This window comes from Arthrobacter sp. zg-Y820, assembly GCF_030142155.1.
GTDB lineage: Bacteria > Actinomycetota > Actinomycetes > Actinomycetales > Micrococcaceae > Arthrobacter_B.
The window spans coordinates 3,226,628-3,243,235 of sequence record NZ_CP126247.1; the positions used below are offsets into that span (position 1 = coordinate 3,226,628).

Consider the following 16,608-nt stretch of genomic DNA (forward strand, 5'->3'; position numbering starts at 1 on the left):
ACACCCTATGCGCCGGAGGGACGAAGGCACACCGCCCCTCCGGCGTTCCGGGTTTGTCCGGCGCCGGGCCTAACCGCGGCCCTTTCCGCCGCGCCCCTTTCCGCCGCGTCCCTTGTGACCCGGCCGGCCCGGATTGGTGTCCTGGCTGAAGACCTGCACCACCGCCGGGCGCGGAGCCCGGACTTCGCCGCGGGCCGGCGCCCCGCCGTCGGGCACGTAATCCGGAAAGTAGGAGGTGTGCGCGCCGTAGCTGCCGTCCTCCCCGGGGTGCTGCACGGCCACGAACACCATGGATTCCTCATCGTGGATCACCGGCCCGCAGGTTTCGCCGTCGCGCGGGACCGACAGGAACTGTTCCACCTTCCCGCGTTCCCGCCCCGCAAGCCCGACCTTGAACAGTCCGTCGTTGTAGCCGATGCCCGACGGCGCCCCGTCGGTGGAGATCCAGAGGTTGCCGGCGGAATCGAAGGCCAGGTTGTCCGGGCAGGAAATGGGGCTGACCTTGTCCCGGGGATAGCCGCTGAAATAGGTGGCGCCGCCCTGGGCCGGATCCCCGCAGAGCATCAGCAGGTTCCAGCGGAAGTCGGTGGCCGTTGCGTCGTCGCGGGCCTCCATGATTTCCACGATGTGTCCGTCGCGGTTTTCCCGCCGTGGGTTGGCCTCGTCGGCGGGCGCCGTCGCGTCCACACCGCGGTTGGAGTTGTTGGTGCAGGCCACATAGACGCGGCCGGTGGCGGGATTGGGCTCCACGTCTTCACAGCGGTCCATCTTGGTGGCACCGGCCTTGTCAGCGGCCAGCCGGGTGTAGACGAGCACTTCCTCCACGCTCATGCCGGCAACCGTCGACTTGCCGCGCACCACAAGGGGCAGCCAGGTGCCTCGCCCGTCGAATCCGCCGTCGGACGGAACGGCTCCCGTGCCGTCGATTTCGGCCGCCGGCGAGTTGCCGGCGAACCGGGCAACATACAGGTCGCCTTCGCTCAGCAGCGTCATGTTGTGGCGCTTGTCGTTCTTCCGGTACTTGTTCTTGGAGACGAACTTGTAGAGGTAGTCGAAGCGCTCGTCGTCGCCGGAGTATGCCACGGCCTTGCCGTTGCGGGCGATGATGACGTTGGCGCCCTCGTGCTTGAACCGGCCCAGGCTGGTGTGCTTGCGCGGCACCGACGCCGGGTCCTCCGGGTCCAGTTCCACGATGTAGCCGAACCGGTTGGGCTCGTTCCGGGTTTCCGGGCTGCGGGCGTCAAACCGCGGGTCTTCCTTTTCCCAGCCCATCGCCGTGGGCTGGCTGCCCAGCCCGTACCGCTTGTCCTCCGCGCTGCTGCCCTCGGTGCGGAAGAAGCCGTTAAAGTTTTCCTCGCCGGAGAGCACCGTGCCCCACGGGGTGCTGCCGCCGGCGCAGTTGCCCAGCGTGCCGGACACGTACCGGCCCTGCGGATCGGCTGCGGTTTTCAGCAGGTCGGAGCCGGCCGCCGGTCCGGTGAGTTCGAAGACGGTGTCCAGGGTGATGCGGCGGTTCAGCCGGGCGCCGCGGACGTAGGACCAGGGCGTGCCACGCGAGCCGCGTTCCAGTTCCACCACTGACATGCCGACGGCGCTGCGGAAGATGTTGCGCCGCTCCGCTTCCTCCGCGGCCGAGGCCGGAGCCGCCGGAAACATGATTTCCGGGTTCACGTACTCGTGGTTGCAGACGAGCAGGCCCTTTTTGCCGTTCGGCTGGCGCAGGATTTCCAGATAGTCATTGTTGTAGCCGAACTGGCGGGCCTGCGCGGCGGCGTTCTGCGCGCCGAAACTGAACTCCGGCGAATCCGCAAACAGCGGATCACCCCAGCGGAGCAGCGGTTCCCAGTCATAGCCCGCGGGGACGTCGAAGCTGTCCACCGCGGCGTCCACCGGAGCGATGGGCGTAAAACCCAGGCGTGCGGTCTTGGCTCCGCGGCCCGACGACGGCGCTGCCGCTGCCGCCGTCGGCGTCGGACCGCTCAGGGCCAGCACGGCCGCGCCCAGCACCCCGGCCGCACCGGCGCCCAAAGCGGTGCGCCGGGAGAACTCCGCCGACACGATGTCCCGGAAGTAGCTGTTGGCGGAGGTGTTGCACACGGCTTTGCTGCAGGCGTTGTCGCATTTCAGGGCGCAGGTGACCGCGCTGCGCTTGCCGCGGGTGTGTCCCAGCATCGGCAGCAGCCTTTTCCGCGGGGCGGGGCTGGCCGGTGCGGGGTTTGGGGCGGGGTGTTGTGCGGCATTCGGCGCGGCAGCGGGTTCGGGGTTCAACAGGTTCGACAAGGGTTCGGGCCTTCCTCCGGCGGTTGTGTCGCTGCCCACGCTCGCAGTGCCAGGCGACGTACAGAAGGATGATTGTTGAACGCCGGATGAACATGTCAGGCAGAGGCCCGTTCCGGCAACGCTCCCCCGCCGGGAATTCTGCAGGGGAACGGGAGGTTTGACCCAAGGGAGCCGCGCGCCGGCACGGCGCACCGCCCGGACCATTGAACATTTGTTGAAGGGAACAGAAATGCCAACGCTTGGAATCATCGGAAGCGGAAACATTGGATCGGCAATTGCCCGGCTCGCCGTTGCAGCGGGGATGAACGTGGTCATCGCGAACTCGCGCGGCGTCGACTCGCTGCAGGGGCTCGTTGCCGAACTCGGACCGCTGGCGAAGGCCGGCACTGTCGAAGAGGCAGCCAGCCTTGGTGATGCGGTGGTGCTTTCGATTCCGCTGGCCGCCGTCGAGGATCTGCCGGCCGGACTGCTGCAGGGTAAGATTGTCCTGGATACCAGCAACTATTACCCCTCCCGCGACGGCCGCATCGCGGAGCTCGACAACGGAAGCAAGACGACGAGCGAACTGGTGCAGGAACTGCTCGGCGGCGCACGCTACGTCAAGGCGTTCGGCAATATCCTCGCGCACCACATTCCCCTCCTGGCCCGCCCCAGCGGTGCTCCGGATCGCACCACCCTGCCCATCGCCTCCGACGATGCCCGCCTGAAGGCCGAAGCCGCCGCGCTCATTGACCTGCTGGGCTTTGACACGCTGGACGCCGGAACGCTTGCCGACTCCTGGAAGTTTGAGCCTGAGTCCGCAGGCTACACACGCATCTATCTCGCGGATCAGAGCACCCCCGACCAGGAGCTGATGTCCTCCGTTCCCGCTCCGACACCGGCCGACCGGGTCAAGGCTGCCCTGGATTCCGCGACCCGGGTGAACGTCGCCGAGCGGGCCTTCTGAGCAGTCCTGCCGCTTGAGCTTGTCAGCGGCTCGGATCGGTAGCGCGGATGCCGTCAGCGATCGTTGCGCCGGGATGGCTGGAACGGTATTCCCGAACTTGCCGCGGATCGATTCCTGCGGCTGAGGCGGCTTCGGATCCCACCCGTCCCAAGACGCTGGGCGCGCCGGCCCACAGCACCAGCGCCAGCGCCGTCATTCCCAGACCCAGCAGAAGATTGTCCGCAACGATCCAAGCGGCCAGGCCACCGGCGGCAAGGAACAAAAGCGCCAAGGAAAGTGCATATTTCACGATTTGCCTCCCTGTGTGGAAATCCCCATCGTTGCGCCGCGGTACTTTTGTGTCAAAACGAAAGGGGCGAAACGCTGCCCGGCCGCCGCGCGTCCAACTCGTGCTAACGACCCGCGTTGGAGGTCCGGTATAGGCGGCGCAGGTACCGCGTGTGGACGAAGTCGCGCTTCACCCATTCCCAGTATGAAAGTCCGGGTTCCAGGCCAAGTTGCTGCCACAGCCTGCCTCCGCAAAGGACCGATCCCCCAAAGACGGCGACCAGAAAGAGAAGGGCTTCGATCAGGGAAATCTCCCAGAGAATCAGAAGGGCCGCATAGCTCCAGGCTGTCAGGACGGCAGAGCCCAGCCAGGGAATCCATTTCATGTCCGGGATGCGCGCCGGGCTGCTCGCAACGCCCAGGCTCAGCCCGATAAGAACGATGACACTTAGCTGCAACACCTGCATGGTTCTGCGCCCCCGTGATCGGCCGTGGACCTGCTCTCGTAGGTGCGAGGCTACCAAACGCGCTACCTGACGAGCCGAAATCCTCCCTTCTGGGAAAAATCGACCGTTTTGGGATTCTGCTGCCACTGCGCAGTGGCAGCAGAATCCCAAAACGGCAGCAGAATCCCAAAGTGGCAGGGAAACCGCGGCGAACTACTGCTGCGCGGCGCCGGGAAGGCCAGAAGCCCCCGGAACCGCCGGCAGCTGCGCGTACACCCGCGCCAGCCGGTCCAGCCACCATCGGGTCACGTCTTCATCGGCGGCATAGCGCTCCAGCAGCTCCCCGGACACCGGCACATCGCGCACCGCCAGCGCTCCGCCGTCGGGCAGCAGCGATTCCTCCGTCACGTCGCCGGTCATCAGCGACAGCGTGCCCAGCCCGCAGGCGTACGGCAGCTCGGGCAGCGACGCGGCCAGCGCCACGCCGGCACGGATCCCCACCGAGGTATCCAGCGCCGAGCTGACAACGGCGGGCAGGCCGGCCGCGGCCACGATGGCCAGGGCCCGGCGCACTCCGCCCAGCGGCGCCACCTTGACCACGATCAAATCCGCGGCGTCCTCGCGCGCCACCCGCAGCGGGTCGGTTTCCTTGCGCACGCTCTCATCGGCGGCAATCAGGACCGGAATGCCGCGGCGGGCGAGTTCTTCCCGGACCGCGCGCAGCCCGGCGATGTCCGGCACCGGCTGCTCGGCGTATTCCAGCCCCGCCTCGGCCAGGGCTTCCAGGGCGGCGACGGCGGTGGGCACGTCCCAGCCGCCGTTGGCATCCACGCGGATCCCGGCGTCGGGCAGCAACCGGCGGACCTCAGCCACCCGGGCCAGGTCCTCGGCGACGGTCTGGCCGCGCTCGGCCACTTTCACCTTCACGGCTGACACCGCGCCGAAGCGGGAAAGGATGCCTTCGACCTGGGCCACGCCGACGGCGGGCACGGTGCCGTTGACCGGCACCGTGGTGCGGACGGGCTCGGGGTACCCCTCCCCCGCCGCCTCCAGGGCGGCGGCAAGCCAGGGCGCGGCCTCGGCGTCGTCGTACTCGGGGAACGGGGAGAACTCGCCCCAGCCGGCCGGGCCGGGCAGCAGCAGGGCCTCGCGGTGCAGGATGCCGCGGAACTTCACCCGCATGGGCACCGAGACGACGCGGGCCTCGGAGAGCAGGACGGAGAGATCCGGACGGAACCCGGTCACCGGGGGAATATCAGGGATAGCCACCCAGCCAGCCTAGTCCCGGCCAGTGCACGCCGCCGCATAAGGCCGGTCGCGGCGGTCGTTCAGCCAAGTGCCAAGATCCAATGGCAGACTAGTAGGCGATGAATACCCGCAATCTCCTGAACAGCCGTGCTCCGATCCAGCGCCGCCCTGCCCACAACGCTGCTGTGTTCCTGTTCGGTGCCCTGCTGTGCGCGGCCGCTGTCGCGGTGACCTACTGGGCGTTTGTCCGCACCACCACCGGCCAGCTCGCGGATGAATCAGCCTGGCGCGAAGCCGAGCTGGTGATGCCCGGCAGCCGGGTTCCGGTCCTGGAATTCCTCGACAGCCTGCCGCTGCTGTCGGTGTTCATTGCCGGCGCGGTCGTGCTGGTGACCACGGTGCGCCGACGGCGGCTGGCCCCTGCGGTGGTCGCGCTGAGCACGTTCGCTGCGGCCAACATCAGCAGCCAACTGCTCAAACGGTTCTTTTTCGACCGCCCGGACCGCGGCGTCATCACCCTGGACTTCAATTCGCTGCCCTCGGGCCACACCACCCTGGCGGCCTCCGCTGCCGCTGTGGTGTTCCTGCTCGCATCTCCGCGCTGGCGTCCGGCGGTGGCGGCATTCGGCGGCAGCTACGCGGTGCTCGCCGGAGCGGCGACGTTCATCAACCTGTGGCACCGCCCGGCCGACGTCGTCGCCTCCTTCCTGGTGGTGGGCACCTGGACGCTGATCGGCGGGCTGGTGCTGCTGCGGACCACGCCTGACTGGAACTACTGGCCCGCCGGAGGGAAGGGCCGGGGCAGCGTTCCGGTGTTCGCCGCGCTCTGCTCGATTCCGGGGCTGCTCGCGCTGCTGGTTGCCGTCGGCTCCTACCTGTATGCCACCAGCGGAGCAACGGTGCTGGGCAGCAGCGAGTCCATGCTGCTGTACTTCTGGTCCGGGTTGAGCCTGATCATCGGGGTGGGGTACGTGCTCAGCGCACTGGCCTGCTGGCTGTTCTCTATGCAGGCGGGAGATCGGACCCGCTGACCGGCCCGGCGGGTTTACCCTCGGGCCCGCTGACCGGCCCGTAGCCCGGCCGCCCCTTGGGCACCCACCGCCACAGCGCCGCCGCACCCAGCACGCCCAGCACCGCTGTGGCACCGATGCCGGCCGAGAGGGAGACCAGGGCGGTCACCGCGGAGAGCAGCGCCGGCCCGGCCATGGTGCCGCTGTCGGCGAGCAGCCGCCAGATGCCCAGGAACTGCGGGCGCCCCGGCGACGGGGAGAAGTCAGCGCCCAGCGTCATCACGATGCCGGACCCGATTCCGTTGCCGAAGCCCAGGATCAGGGACACCAGCAGCAAACCCGTGCCGTCGCTCGTCAGCGGCATCAGCGCCAGTCCGGCCGCCATGGTCAGCATGCAGGGCACAGCCACCCAGCGCCGGCCCTTCAGGTCCATGACCTTGCCCGCCGGATAGAAGATCAGCATGTCGATCGCGCCGGACAGCCCGTAGATGAGAGCGGTCTGCGTGGGATCCAGGCCAATGTGCTGGGCCCAGAGCGGAATCACTGCCTGCCGCGAGGCCCGCACCGCTGCGATCAGCAGGATGCCGAGACCCAGGGTCCGGAACACCCGGCCATGGCTGGCAAGGACGGAGCGAACCGTCGGCGCCTGCGGCGCCGGCACCGCAGGGTTCCCGCCGGCGGTGTGCCGCATCCTGTCTGCCGGGACGCGGAGTTCGGGGACCTGCAGGCTGATGATGGCCGCCAGCAGTGCCGCCGCGGCGCCCACCCAGTAGGCGCCGGGCGTTCCGGCGATGTGGATGGCGCCGGCGGCGGCGAAGGGCCCGGCGAAAACGCCGATCCGGTTCACCCCGCCCAGCGTGGACAGCGCCCGGGCCCGGTAGTGGATCGGAACGGCCTCGGTCAGATAGCTCTGCCGCGCCAGGCCGAACACCGACCCGGCCATGCCCACCATGAACACGGCCAGGGCAAAGAGCCAGAGCACCGGGGCCAGGGCTGCGGTGGCCATGGCAGCGGCGCACCACAGCGCCGCGATGACCAGCGCCCACTTCTCCCCGAACCGGGTGGTGAGCACCGTGGCCGGAACGTTGGTCAGCAGGGATCCGATGCCGGTCAGCGTAATCACCAGTGCGGCCAGCGCCACAGTGGCGCCCAGGTCCCGCGCGGTCAGCGCGATGACCGGCAGAATGGCACCGGTGGCCAGGCCATACAGCAGGGTGGGCCCGAATGCCGGGACGGCTATGGTCTTGAGGCTGAAGGAATCGGCAGGCACCGATTCAGCGTATCGCCCTTACTCTTTGAGGAATTTCCGGCTGGTTGCAGTTTCCGATCACTTGAGCCATTTCCAGCGGGCCAGGGTCCGCAACCGCATCAGCAGGGATCGGGACTGTTCCGGGCCGTACGGCAGGATGGGGATGGCCTTGGTCATGTCGGTGGAGGCCTGCTCCATGGCGCTGCGGGTGACGGTGACGGCGGCACGCATCTTGTTCATCTGCGTCGTCACAAAGTCCACGGTCACCGGAGCGCCGTGGCCGGGCACGAACAGGCTGTACAGATCGTCGAGGGCAGCCATTTTGCCCAGCGTGCGGATCCATTCCTTGGGAAAGGAATCTTCAAAGGACGGGTCGGCGCCCTCTTCCACCAGGTCTCCGGTGAACAGGACGTCTCCGGCGCCCACCAGCAGGTCATGGTCTGTGTGGCCGCGGCCCAGATGGAACAGCGTGACGGATATGCCGCCAAGGTCCAGGTCCACCGGAGCGCCGTCCACCAGCCGGTTGGGCGCCAGGATGGCGGTGTGGGCACCGCTGCCGGCGGCCATCTCCGGTTCCAGGGCGGCGACGGCGGAGCGCTGGGAGTCACCGTGCTCGCTGATGGCGGCGGCGCAGCTGCTGGTGGCCCAAATGTCCTCGACGCCGCTGGCCGCAAGGATGGCGTTGCCGAAGCAGTGATCGAAGTGAGCGTGTGTGTTCACAACCGTCAACGGAAGATCGGTGTGTTCCCGGACGGCCTCCAGAATGGCCGCTCCCTGCCGCGGGCCGGCGCCGGTGTCGATGATCAGGGCGCGCTCGTCGCCGATGACCAGGCCGGTGTTCATGCCGAACCCGGGGTTGGTGCGCACGAGTACCCGCGGAGCCACCTCCCGCCACGTTGCGGTTTTCTGCCCGGTTGCGTCGGTCATTGGTTCGTCCTTTGGGTCCGTGAGCTGCTGTTTCCTCCAACCTATCGCGGCCACGCCGGCGGAGCATGCCGGAACGCAATGTTGCGGAACCGGCCGGTCAAAGGTCGGCGAACACAAAAAAGCGGCGCCCCGCACCGGAATGATTCCGGGCGCGGGGCGCCGCCGTCGTCGTGCCGGGGACTGTCAGTCTTCGTCGTGCCCCTGGTCCATGCTCATCTGGTCTTCCGCGGGAGGAGTCTCCCCCGGAGGAACGCCGCCGCCGGGCTCGAGGCCGGTGATGTTGCCGGCCGCGGGATCAGGATTGGCATGCTCGCCCTTTTCGGTGCTGGACGCGGCGTTGCCGGAGCCTTCCCGGGCGTTGTCCTGCAGGTTTTTCCCGGCGTCCTTGGGCTTGTCGGGATTGGCCGGGTCATTGTTCGGATCATAGCTGTCCGCCATGTCTGCCTCCATCTATCCGTGCCGACCGCCGCCAACGGAACCTGGCGGCGAATCATCAGCATGCTGATCATCAGCTTCCAACCTAGTCCGGGCCGGCCGGTGAGACAACCCCGGATTTCCCGCCGGCCCCGGGCCCGGCTCCGGGCCCGGCCGCTGGCGGTTACTCGTTCCCGTTCCGCGCCCGCCTGCGGGACACGACTGAGTACACGGCCAGAATGACCAGGCCGGTCACTCCGCCAAGGATTCCGGGAACCAGCCAGGCGGGAAGTCCGCCGTCGTCGGATGCCTCGGTGCTGTCGGCGGTCTCAGCGGTTTCCGCGCCCTCCGAGGCGCCGTCCGAGGCACCGTCGTCCGGTGCTGCGGCGCCGGATTCGGCCCGCAGCGCAGTGGCGGCGGAGCCGGCAACGGCGTCGGCGCCGACGAGGAACTCGTAGCTTCCGGTGATCGGGTGCCCGTCAGAGGAGACGGCACGCCAGCGCACCGAGTATTCTCCGTTGGGCATGTTGGCCGGCAGCGGCTGAACGAGGGTTTCGCGGGTCAGGACGGGGGCGCTTTCCGCCCAGTTCCGACCGTCAGCGTCCAGCACCAGGATCTGGTTGCCCAGATCCATCAGCGGGGAGCTGAAGGCGAGTTCCAGTTCCGCCGGAGCCGCGTCGAGGCGCTCTCCTGCGGCGGGTACCGTGCCGACCAGCTCGTCATGGGCGTGTGCGGGCGGGGCCGAGGCCAACACCGCGCTGAGTCCGGCAAACAGCAGGGCGGCGAGCACAAGGGCGCGGACCATCACCGGATGCAAAGAGCCGGAGGAGCCGCGGGTTTGCGGGGACAAAGACTGGAACGGGTTGAGCGGGTGGTACGAAGACATGGCTGCTTCCTGCGCCGGCGTGGTGCCGGCGACTGCTGGAGAGGGAAGGCGCGTGCGGATCTGCGCGGGCCTAGAGGGAGGCGGCAGCAGCCGGCGGTCCCCGATGTCGCATCGCCAGCAGAGGGACGCCGAGATTCCCGAGGGGAGCAACCGGAACCAGGGTGGAAAGCTTGGGGATCCGCGGGCCAAGGGGCAGCGGAAGGAGAATCGGGAGGATGGCGGTGATCCGCAGCCGCATGGCTTCCAGAATGCGCCGCAGGGCGGCCTCGCCGTTGCGGATGGCTGCCACGGTAGCGGCTGCGGCGAGCAGGTGGCCGATCCACATCGGCGCCGAGGAATGTCCGGCAGCAGCCATCCCGGCCCCGGCTTGTCCGGCCTCTGCCAACTGCGCCAGGGCGCCTGGATCCGCGTGGGCCGCGTGACCGGACTGGTTCGCGGCAGCGGAAGGAAGGGAGCCGGAGGGGATTCCCGCACCGCCGACGGTGAAGAACAGATGGAAGATCCCCTGGCTGGCCAGAACCGCCCCGGCGGTGCCCGGCAGTGACACCGACCGGCCTGCCAGCGCGCAGGAGACCATCGCGGAGAGCGCCAAGCAGAGCAGCACGATGGAGGGGTGCGGAATGGTGCCGCCGGCCAGGACATGGGAGGTTGCCGCAACGGCGGTGGCCACGAGTGCTGCGGCCCAGCCGCGCATCAGGCGTGCGGCGCGCGTGCTCATGATCCCTCCCGGATATGACTTGGGCCGGGCGGACACAATGTCCTGCTCCGGCTGCAGAACATTCTTCCCGCATTTCTACAGGTTGTCGAATACGGTGACGGCGAGGCGCGAGGCGCGAGGCGCGAGGCGCTGCGCCGTGGCAGTGCGCCGGCATCCACGCCGCCGCACCCTCTCCAAGTGGTCAGCCCTGAAAGAGGGGTTTGCGTTTCTCAATGAAGGCGGAGAAACCCTCGGCATAGTCCCTGGTGCCGCTGAGGACGCCCTGCGCCCGGCTTTCTTCCTCCATGGCCGTCCACAGTCCGATCCGGGAGTCACGGATCTCGGCCACCAGCGCTTTTGAAACCCGCATGGCCCCGATGGACCCGAGGGCCACCCGGGCCACGATCTCGCGGGTCTGCTTCAACAGGGCATCGGCCGGAAAGGTGCGGCTGAACAGACCGGCGGCCACGGCTTCGGCCCCGCTCATCAGGTCGCCGGTGTAGATCAGGTCCAGCGCCCGGTGGGCGCCGAGCCGTTCGGTGAACAGCCAGTGGCCGCCGGAATCCAGGGTGGCGCCCAGATTGGCGAACGGGGATCCGATCTTGGCATTCCCGGCCACGTACACCACGTCGGTGGCGACCAGCAGGCCGAGCCCGGCTCCGAGGCAGGCGCCGTGCGCTGCGGCGAAGGTGGGCGCCGGGAACCCCGCCATTTTCTGCATCAGCGGAGTCAACCGCTCCCCCAGATACGCGTAGGCGTCATCGTTGGCGGGGTCGACGCCGGAAATGTCCCGCCCGGCGCAAAAGACCCGGCCCTCCCCGCGCAGCAGGAGCGCGCGCACTCCGGGAAAGGCAGCGTGGTCGTACGCCTGCGACAGCTGCGTCAGGTCCGCCTCGTTCAGGGCATTCAGTTTGCGGGGTGCGTTCAGGACTATTTCGGCAATGCCATCCTTGACGTTCAGGTCGATCATGGAGTTTCCTCAGCGTCGCAATCCACGGTGGCGTCCCGGCTGGCGGGCCGGCGCAGTTTTCGTCCCTCTCCACTGTGCCGCTGACAACTTTTGCGCGGCAAGTGCCGCAGCACTCCCGGCGCCGGCACGCGGCACATCACCCGCCGCGCCGGCCGGATGGACGCCGTTCGTGGGCGGCCCGCAGGGGCCGGCCGCACAAGTTGCAACTAGGTAGACAGCCGAACTAGTACATGTCAGTATCTAGCCATGCAGAACACTTCCTGGCCCAGCGACTGGATGCGGGCAACGCTCGGCCTGAGCGTCCTGAAGGCGCTCGACGGCGGTGCCACCTACGGCTACGCCATCGCCGCTGAGCTTGAGGAGCAGGGTTTCGGAACCGTCAAGGGCGGCACTCTGTATCCGCTGCTGACCCGGTTCGAAGCCGCCGGCTGGGTCACCACGCAGTGGCGCGCCGGCGACGGCGGTCCGGGCCGCAAGTACTTCTCCCTCACCGCCCCCGGACGCCGGGAACTGGCCGAGCAGCGCGAGCTGTGGGCCCGGTTCGCCGCCACCGTGGACGGCTATCTGAACCAGCCCGGACACCATACCCGGATCCCGGAAGGGGGCACTGATGGAAATCCGTGACAACCGAGACAACGCGACGCCGGTGAAGGCCACGCGCCGCTGGTTCGACGACTTCATGGTGGAGCTGCGGCTTCTGGACGTGCCCGGCGATGCCATCGGCGATGCGGTGGCCTCGGCTCAGGAATTCCTGGCCGACGCCGGCGGCACGCCCGCAGAGGTTTTCGGTGATCCTCGGTCCTACGCCGAGAGCCTGGACCTGCCCCGCCGCCGCATGTCGCGCTCCGCCTGGGCCGCCCTGATGGTTCCCACCTGCCTCGGCCTGCTCGGCTTCTTCGCGGTGGCCGCAGCAGTCAGTTCCGCTGAAGCCAGCGTCCACGTCACCGTGCCCGGATTCCTGATCGTGCTGACCGCACTGCTTCTGCTTGCCTGCGCGCCGCTGTACATGGGGTTCCTGCTCCGCGGTCCGCTCTGGCGGGCGGGTCTGGCCGGCGCTGCCGTTTTCGGCCTGCAGGTCGCGATCTTGCTGCTGGCCGGCGACGTGGTGCTCTTTGTGCTGCCGGCCGCCCCGACGGCACTGGTCGGCGGCGCCGTCCTGCTGGCCACCTCCCTCTGGGGACAGTTCAGCAAGCAGTCAGCGGACGACCCGGTGGTGGAGCCGGTGTCCGGCCGTCCGCGTTCGTCCTTCGGCCATACGCTGCTGGGCGTGCTCGGCAACTGGCTGCTGTTCCTCAACGCTGCCGCCGTGTCAGCCTGGTTCCTGCTGCGCTGAAAATCTCAGCCTGACCGCAGCGTCAGGCCCAGACTTCGCGGATTCGCCCGGCCTCGGCTGCCGCCGCAGCGTAACCGGCACGGGCCGCAGCCGCCCGCCAGGCCGGATCCAGGGAGTGCCGGCCCATGGTTGCGGCTGCGGCGCGGTCCGGGGTGAGCGCCACGCGTCGGGTTCCGGAACCCAGGGCAGCCAGTTCGGCATGGATGCCCCAGCGCCTGCGCACCGCCTGCGCAACGGGCGCCACCGCGACGACAGCGGCGGCGCCGGCGGCCAGATCGGCGTTGGTCGAGGACACCGATCCGCCGTCGATGTACTTCCGTCCGGCGATCGGAATGGCCGGCCACACGGTGGGCACCGCGCAGCTGGCGGAAACGGCGTCCACAAGGCTCACTCCGCTGCTCCGGTTCCACACCCGGCGTTCCCCGCTGACGGCATCAATCGCGGTGATCAGCAACGGCCGCTCCGGCCAGCCCCCGCTGCCGATCCGCTTTTCGATCACCGCCCGGCGCACGTCCGGGTCCACGGTCCGCGACCGCAGCGCCGACCGTCCGATCCGCCGACCGACGGCGGCATCGGATCCGCCCAGCAGCTTCGGACCCACCAGCAGCACAATGCTGCGCAGGTTCAGTACCGCCGGAATTTCGCTGCCGGGCGGCTCCAGCTGCCGGCGGTAGGCATCCTCCAGCGCCACTCCGCTGCGCAGCCGGGCTCCCACCACCGACCCCGCTGAGGTGCCGATCACGACGTCGGCCGCCGTCAGGTCCACGCCGCGCTCCGCGAGCCCCAGCAGCAGGCCAATCTCCCAGCCGATCCCGCTCAGCCCTCCGCCGCCCAGCACCAAAGCCCTGCCGGTGTTGCCCGCTTCCCCTGCTGCCATGGCGTTCTCCCCTGCCGGTCGCGTCGGTAAGCCCCCAGCATAAACAGCGCGGGACCCTTCGTCCCCCGGACAGGGGTCGATATATTCGGGGCATGACTACTTCCTCCCATCCTCCCGTTGCTCCAAAGGTCCCCACCGAACGCGTCCATCACGGCGACACCTTCGTTGACGACTACGAGTGGCTGCGGGAGAAGGAAAACCCCGACGTCGTGGCTCATCTGAAGGCCGAAAACGCCTACATGGAGGAGATCACGGCGCACCAGGAAAAGCTGCGGCAGGAAATCTTCGACGAGATCAAGAACCGCACCGAGGAAACCGACCTCTCGGTGCCCGCCCGCAAAAAGGGCTGGTGGTACTACACCCGCACCGAAGAGGGCAAGCAGTACTCCATCCACTGCCGCACGGCCGCGCAGGACACCGGGAACCTGGACGCGGACTGGACCCCGCCCGTCGTCGAGCCCGGCGTTCCGGTGCCCGGCGAGCAGCTGCTGATCGACGGCAACGCCGAGGCGGAGGGCAAGCCGTTCTTCTCGCTCGGCGGGCTGGCCGTGACCGAGGACGGGAACCTGCTGGCCTACTCCGAGGACAACGCCGGCGACGAGCGCTTCACCCTGCGGATCAAGGATTTGCGCACCGGCGAGCTGCTGCCGGACACGGTGGCCAACGTCTTTTACTCCCTCGCCTTCTCCCCCGACGGCACCCGCGTGTTCTACACCGTCGTCGACGATTCCTGGCGCCCCTACCAGATCAAGGCGCACACGCTGGGCACCCCGGTGGAGGACGACGTCGTCATCTACCAGGAGGACGACGTCGCCATGTGGACCGGCTTCGACCTCTCCGCGGACCGCCGGCAGCTGCTGATCGGCATCAGCAACTCCGAATACTCCGAGTACCGCGTCCTGGACTTCGAGGATCCCGCCGGCGAGGTCCGCACCCTGATCCCGCGCAGCGAGCGCATCCTGTACGAGGCCGAGCCCGTCACCCTGGCCGGCGAGCGCCACTACCTGATCACGCACAACAAGGATGCGCTGAACTCCATGCTCTCGCTGGTGGCCGAAGCTGACTTCGCGCTGCCGCTGGCCGAACAGCACTGGAACACGGTGGTGGCGCACGACGACGCCGTCCGCGTCAACGGCGCGGCCGTCACCAGGACCCACGTCATCGTCTCGGTCCGCAAGGACACCACCGAGCGGGTGCAGGTCCTGCCGCTGGAGGGCCTGGGCACCGAGATGCAGGGCGATCCGGTGGAGCCGGCCTTCGACGAGGAGCTCTACACCGCGAACCTGGCCAACGCCGAGTTTGATTCCCCGATCATCAGACTCAGCTACACCTCCTACCTGACGCCGCCGCGCGTCTACGACTACGTGCTGGCCACGGGCGAGCTGGAGCTGCGCAAGGAAACGCCGGTCAAGGGCGGCTACAACGCCGCCGAGTACGTGGCGGAGCGCGCGTGGGCCACGGCCGACGACGGCACCCGGGTACCGCTGTCAGTGCTGCGCCGCGCGGAACTGAAGCAGGACGGCAGCAATCCGGCCCTGGTCTACGCCTACGGCAGCTACGAGATCAGCATGGATCCGGCCTTCAGCGTCGCCCGGCTGTCGCTGCTGGACCGCGGCGTCCTGTTCGTCGTCGCGCACATCCGCGGCGGCGGCGAGATGGGCCGCACCTGGTACGACCAGGGCAAGAAGCTGCAGAAGAAAAACACCTTCACCGACTTCGTGGCGGCGACCGACTACATTGCGTCCTCGGGCTGGGCGGATCCCTCCCGGATCGCGGCCATGGGCGGTTCGGCCGGCGGCCTGCTGATGGGCGCCGTGGCGAACCTGGCGCCGGAGAAGTACAAGGCCATCGTGGCGCAGGTGCCCTTCGTGGATGCCCTGACCACCATCCTGGATCCGGAGCTGCCGCTGTCGGCGCTGGAGTGGGAGGAGTGGGGCAATCCCATCACCGATCCCGAGGTTTACCGGTACATGAAGGAATACACCCCGTACGAGAACATCCGGGCCGTTGACTATCCGCGCATTGCCGCGGTGACGTCCTTCAACGACACCCGGGTGCTGTACGTGGAGCCGGCCAAGTGGGTCGCCAAGCTGCGCGAGGTGACCACCGGATCCGAGCCGATCGTGATGAAGATCGAAATGGACGGCGGCCACGGCGGCGCGTCCGGACGGTACGAGGCGTGGAAGGACCGGGCCTGGGACTACGCGTTTGTGCTGGACGCCCTCGGCGCCACCGAGCCGATCAGCGCGGACAGCCGGAACTGATAACCGCGCCGGAGCGGGGCGATTCAGTCGCCCGGCTCCGGCGCCGGCTTGTTCCGTGCCCGGGGCCGGACCGGCTTGTTCCGGACCGGCTTGTTCGGGGCCGGCTTCGGGGCCCGGGACCGGGCCGGGGCGGAGGCACCGGACCGGCGCTGCTGCAGCAGCGTGAGCGCAATGGTCGCTGTGGTGAGCAGGACGACTCCCACGATGAGCAGGTCCAGATGGTCACGGATAAAGGGGAACCGGTTCCCCAGAAGGTAGCCCAGCAGCGTCAGCCCCATCCCCCAGAGCAGGGCACCGGCGGCGTCGAATGCCACATACACGGGGTAGCGCATCCTCGCCACCCCGGCCACCACCGGAGTGAAGGTCCGCACGATTCCCACGAACCGGGCAAGGGTCACCGCCTTGCCGCCGTGACGGGCGAAAAACTGCTCGGCCCGGTCCACGTTCTCGCGCCGGAAAATGCGCGACTCCGGCCGGGAGAACACCGTGGGACCGGCCGTCCTGCCAATCCAATAGCCCAGCTGGTCGCCGGCGAACGCGGACGCTGAAATAAGCAGCCCGAGCACCCACACACTGGCGTCAACCGTTCCGGTGGACACCAGCAGCCCGGCAGTGAACAGCAGGGTATCGCCGGGCAGGAAAAAACCGACCAGCAGTCCGGTTTCGGCAAACACGATGGCGCACACCAGCAGGACAACCCACGGCCCCAGCGCCGGATCCGCCAGGAACACCTGTGGATCCAGCCAGTCAGGCACGTGGCTCCCGGTGCATCAGAGTCATTTTCCCGCCGTTGG

17 protein-coding genes are annotated in these 16,608 nt (G+C 68.5%); 5 read left to right on the forward strand and 12 right to left on the reverse strand.

Going from position 1 to position 16,608, the window contains the following annotated elements; all coding sequences use genetic code 11:
• Positions 1-69: 69 nt before the first annotated feature.
• On the reverse strand, positions 70-2,172 hold the full coding sequence (locus tag QNO08_RS14705) for a PhoX family protein (protein WP_229964741.1): 2,103 nt from the start codon (positions 2,170-2,172) through the stop codon (positions 70-72).
• A 337-nt stretch (positions 2,173-2,509) separates the two neighbouring features.
• Here QNO08_RS14705 and QNO08_RS14710 point away from each other — a divergent pair, with 337 nt between their 5' ends.
• Positions 2,510-3,226 (forward strand): NADPH-dependent F420 reductase, encoded by a 717-nt coding sequence (locus QNO08_RS14710; RefSeq protein WP_229964740.1) that lies wholly within the window; start codon positions 2,510-2,512, stop codon positions 3,224-3,226.
• A 22-nt stretch (positions 3,227-3,248) separates the two neighbouring features.
• Here the strand turns inward: QNO08_RS14710 and QNO08_RS14715 are convergent, their stop codons facing one another.
• From QNO08_RS14715 to QNO08_RS14725, 3 genes are all read right to left on the reverse strand, one after another.
• Positions 3,249-3,515: a hypothetical protein gene (locus QNO08_RS14715; RefSeq protein ID WP_229964739.1), complete on the reverse strand. Its 267-nt coding sequence runs from the start codon at positions 3,513-3,515 to the stop codon at positions 3,249-3,251.
• Between the two features lie 103 nt (positions 3,516-3,618).
• Positions 3,619-3,954 carry a hypothetical protein gene (locus QNO08_RS14720; protein ID WP_229964738.1) on the reverse strand — a complete coding sequence of 112 codons (336 nt, stop codon included), beginning with the start codon at positions 3,952-3,954 and terminating at the stop codon, positions 3,619-3,621.
• Between the two features lie 198 nt (positions 3,955-4,152).
• Positions 4,153-5,202: an o-succinylbenzoate synthase gene (locus QNO08_RS14725; RefSeq protein WP_442860470.1), complete on the reverse strand. Its 1,050-nt coding sequence runs from the start codon at positions 5,200-5,202 to the stop codon at positions 4,153-4,155.
• Positions 5,203-5,306: 104 nt separating this feature from the next.
• Between QNO08_RS14725 and QNO08_RS14730 the strand changes: the two genes are divergently transcribed.
• Positions 5,307-6,218: a phosphatase PAP2 family protein gene (locus QNO08_RS14730; protein WP_229964737.1), complete on the forward strand. Its 912-nt coding sequence runs from the start codon at positions 5,307-5,309 to the stop codon at positions 6,216-6,218.
• On the opposite strand, the gene QNO08_RS14735 is transcribed toward QNO08_RS14730, so the two are convergent.
• The 6 genes from QNO08_RS14735 to QNO08_RS14760 form a co-directional block, all read right to left on the reverse strand.
• Positions 6,190-7,467, reverse strand: coding sequence for an MFS transporter (locus tag QNO08_RS14735; protein ID WP_229964736.1), 1,278 nt, complete (start codon positions 7,465-7,467; stop codon positions 6,190-6,192). The genes QNO08_RS14730 and QNO08_RS14735 overlap by 29 nt on opposite strands.
• Positions 7,468-7,524: 57 nt before the next feature.
• Positions 7,525-8,373, reverse strand: coding sequence for an MBL fold metallo-hydrolase (locus QNO08_RS14740; protein WP_229964735.1), 849 nt, complete (start codon positions 8,371-8,373; stop codon positions 7,525-7,527).
• Between the two features lie 183 nt (positions 8,374-8,556).
• Positions 8,557-8,811: a DUF6480 family protein gene (locus QNO08_RS14745; protein ID WP_229964734.1), complete on the reverse strand. Its 255-nt coding sequence runs from the start codon at positions 8,809-8,811 to the stop codon at positions 8,557-8,559.
• Positions 8,812-8,971: 160 nt separating this feature from the next.
• Entirely contained in the window at positions 8,972-9,673 is a 702-nt protein-coding gene (locus QNO08_RS14750) for a copper resistance CopC family protein (protein WP_229964733.1), read from the reverse strand.
• Positions 9,674-9,743: 70 nt separating this feature from the next.
• A complete protein-coding gene (locus QNO08_RS14755) occupies positions 9,744-10,391 on the reverse strand; it encodes a hypothetical protein (protein ID WP_229964732.1) in 648 nt (215 codons plus the stop codon).
• A gap of 181 nt (positions 10,392-10,572) precedes the next feature.
• Positions 10,573-11,340, reverse strand: coding sequence for an enoyl-CoA hydratase/isomerase family protein (locus QNO08_RS14760; RefSeq protein ID WP_229964731.1), 768 nt, complete (start codon positions 11,338-11,340; stop codon positions 10,573-10,575).
• 246 nt (positions 11,341-11,586) lie between these two features.
• Between QNO08_RS14760 and QNO08_RS14765 the strand changes: the two genes are divergently transcribed.
• Both QNO08_RS14765 and QNO08_RS14770 read left to right on the forward strand, forming a co-directional pair.
• Positions 11,587-11,964 (forward strand): PadR family transcriptional regulator, encoded by a 378-nt coding sequence (locus QNO08_RS14765; protein ID WP_229964730.1) that lies wholly within the window; start codon positions 11,587-11,589, stop codon positions 11,962-11,964.
• Positions 11,951-12,673, forward strand: coding sequence for a hypothetical protein (locus tag QNO08_RS14770; protein ID WP_229964729.1), 723 nt, complete (start codon positions 11,951-11,953; stop codon positions 12,671-12,673). Before QNO08_RS14765 ends, QNO08_RS14770 begins: the two co-directional genes overlap by 14 nt.
• A gap of 22 nt (positions 12,674-12,695) precedes the next feature.
• On the opposite strand, the gene QNO08_RS14775 is transcribed toward QNO08_RS14770, so the two are convergent.
• Positions 12,696-13,550, reverse strand: a complete 855-nt coding sequence (locus QNO08_RS14775; protein WP_229964728.1) for a patatin-like phospholipase family protein — start codon at positions 13,548-13,550, stop codon at positions 12,696-12,698.
• 92 nt (positions 13,551-13,642) lie between these two features.
• On the opposite strand from QNO08_RS14775, the gene QNO08_RS14780 reads away from it, so the two are divergent.
• On the forward strand, positions 13,643-15,814 hold the full coding sequence (locus QNO08_RS14780) for a S9 family peptidase (protein WP_229964727.1): 2,172 nt from the start codon (positions 13,643-13,645) through the stop codon (positions 15,812-15,814).
• A 23-nt stretch (positions 15,815-15,837) separates the two neighbouring features.
• Here QNO08_RS14780 and QNO08_RS14785 read toward each other — a convergent pair whose 3' ends face one another.
• Positions 15,838-16,569, reverse strand: coding sequence for a DedA family protein (locus tag QNO08_RS14785; protein WP_229964726.1), 732 nt, complete (start codon positions 16,567-16,569; stop codon positions 15,838-15,840).
• Between the last annotated feature and the right edge of the window lie 39 nt (positions 16,570-16,608).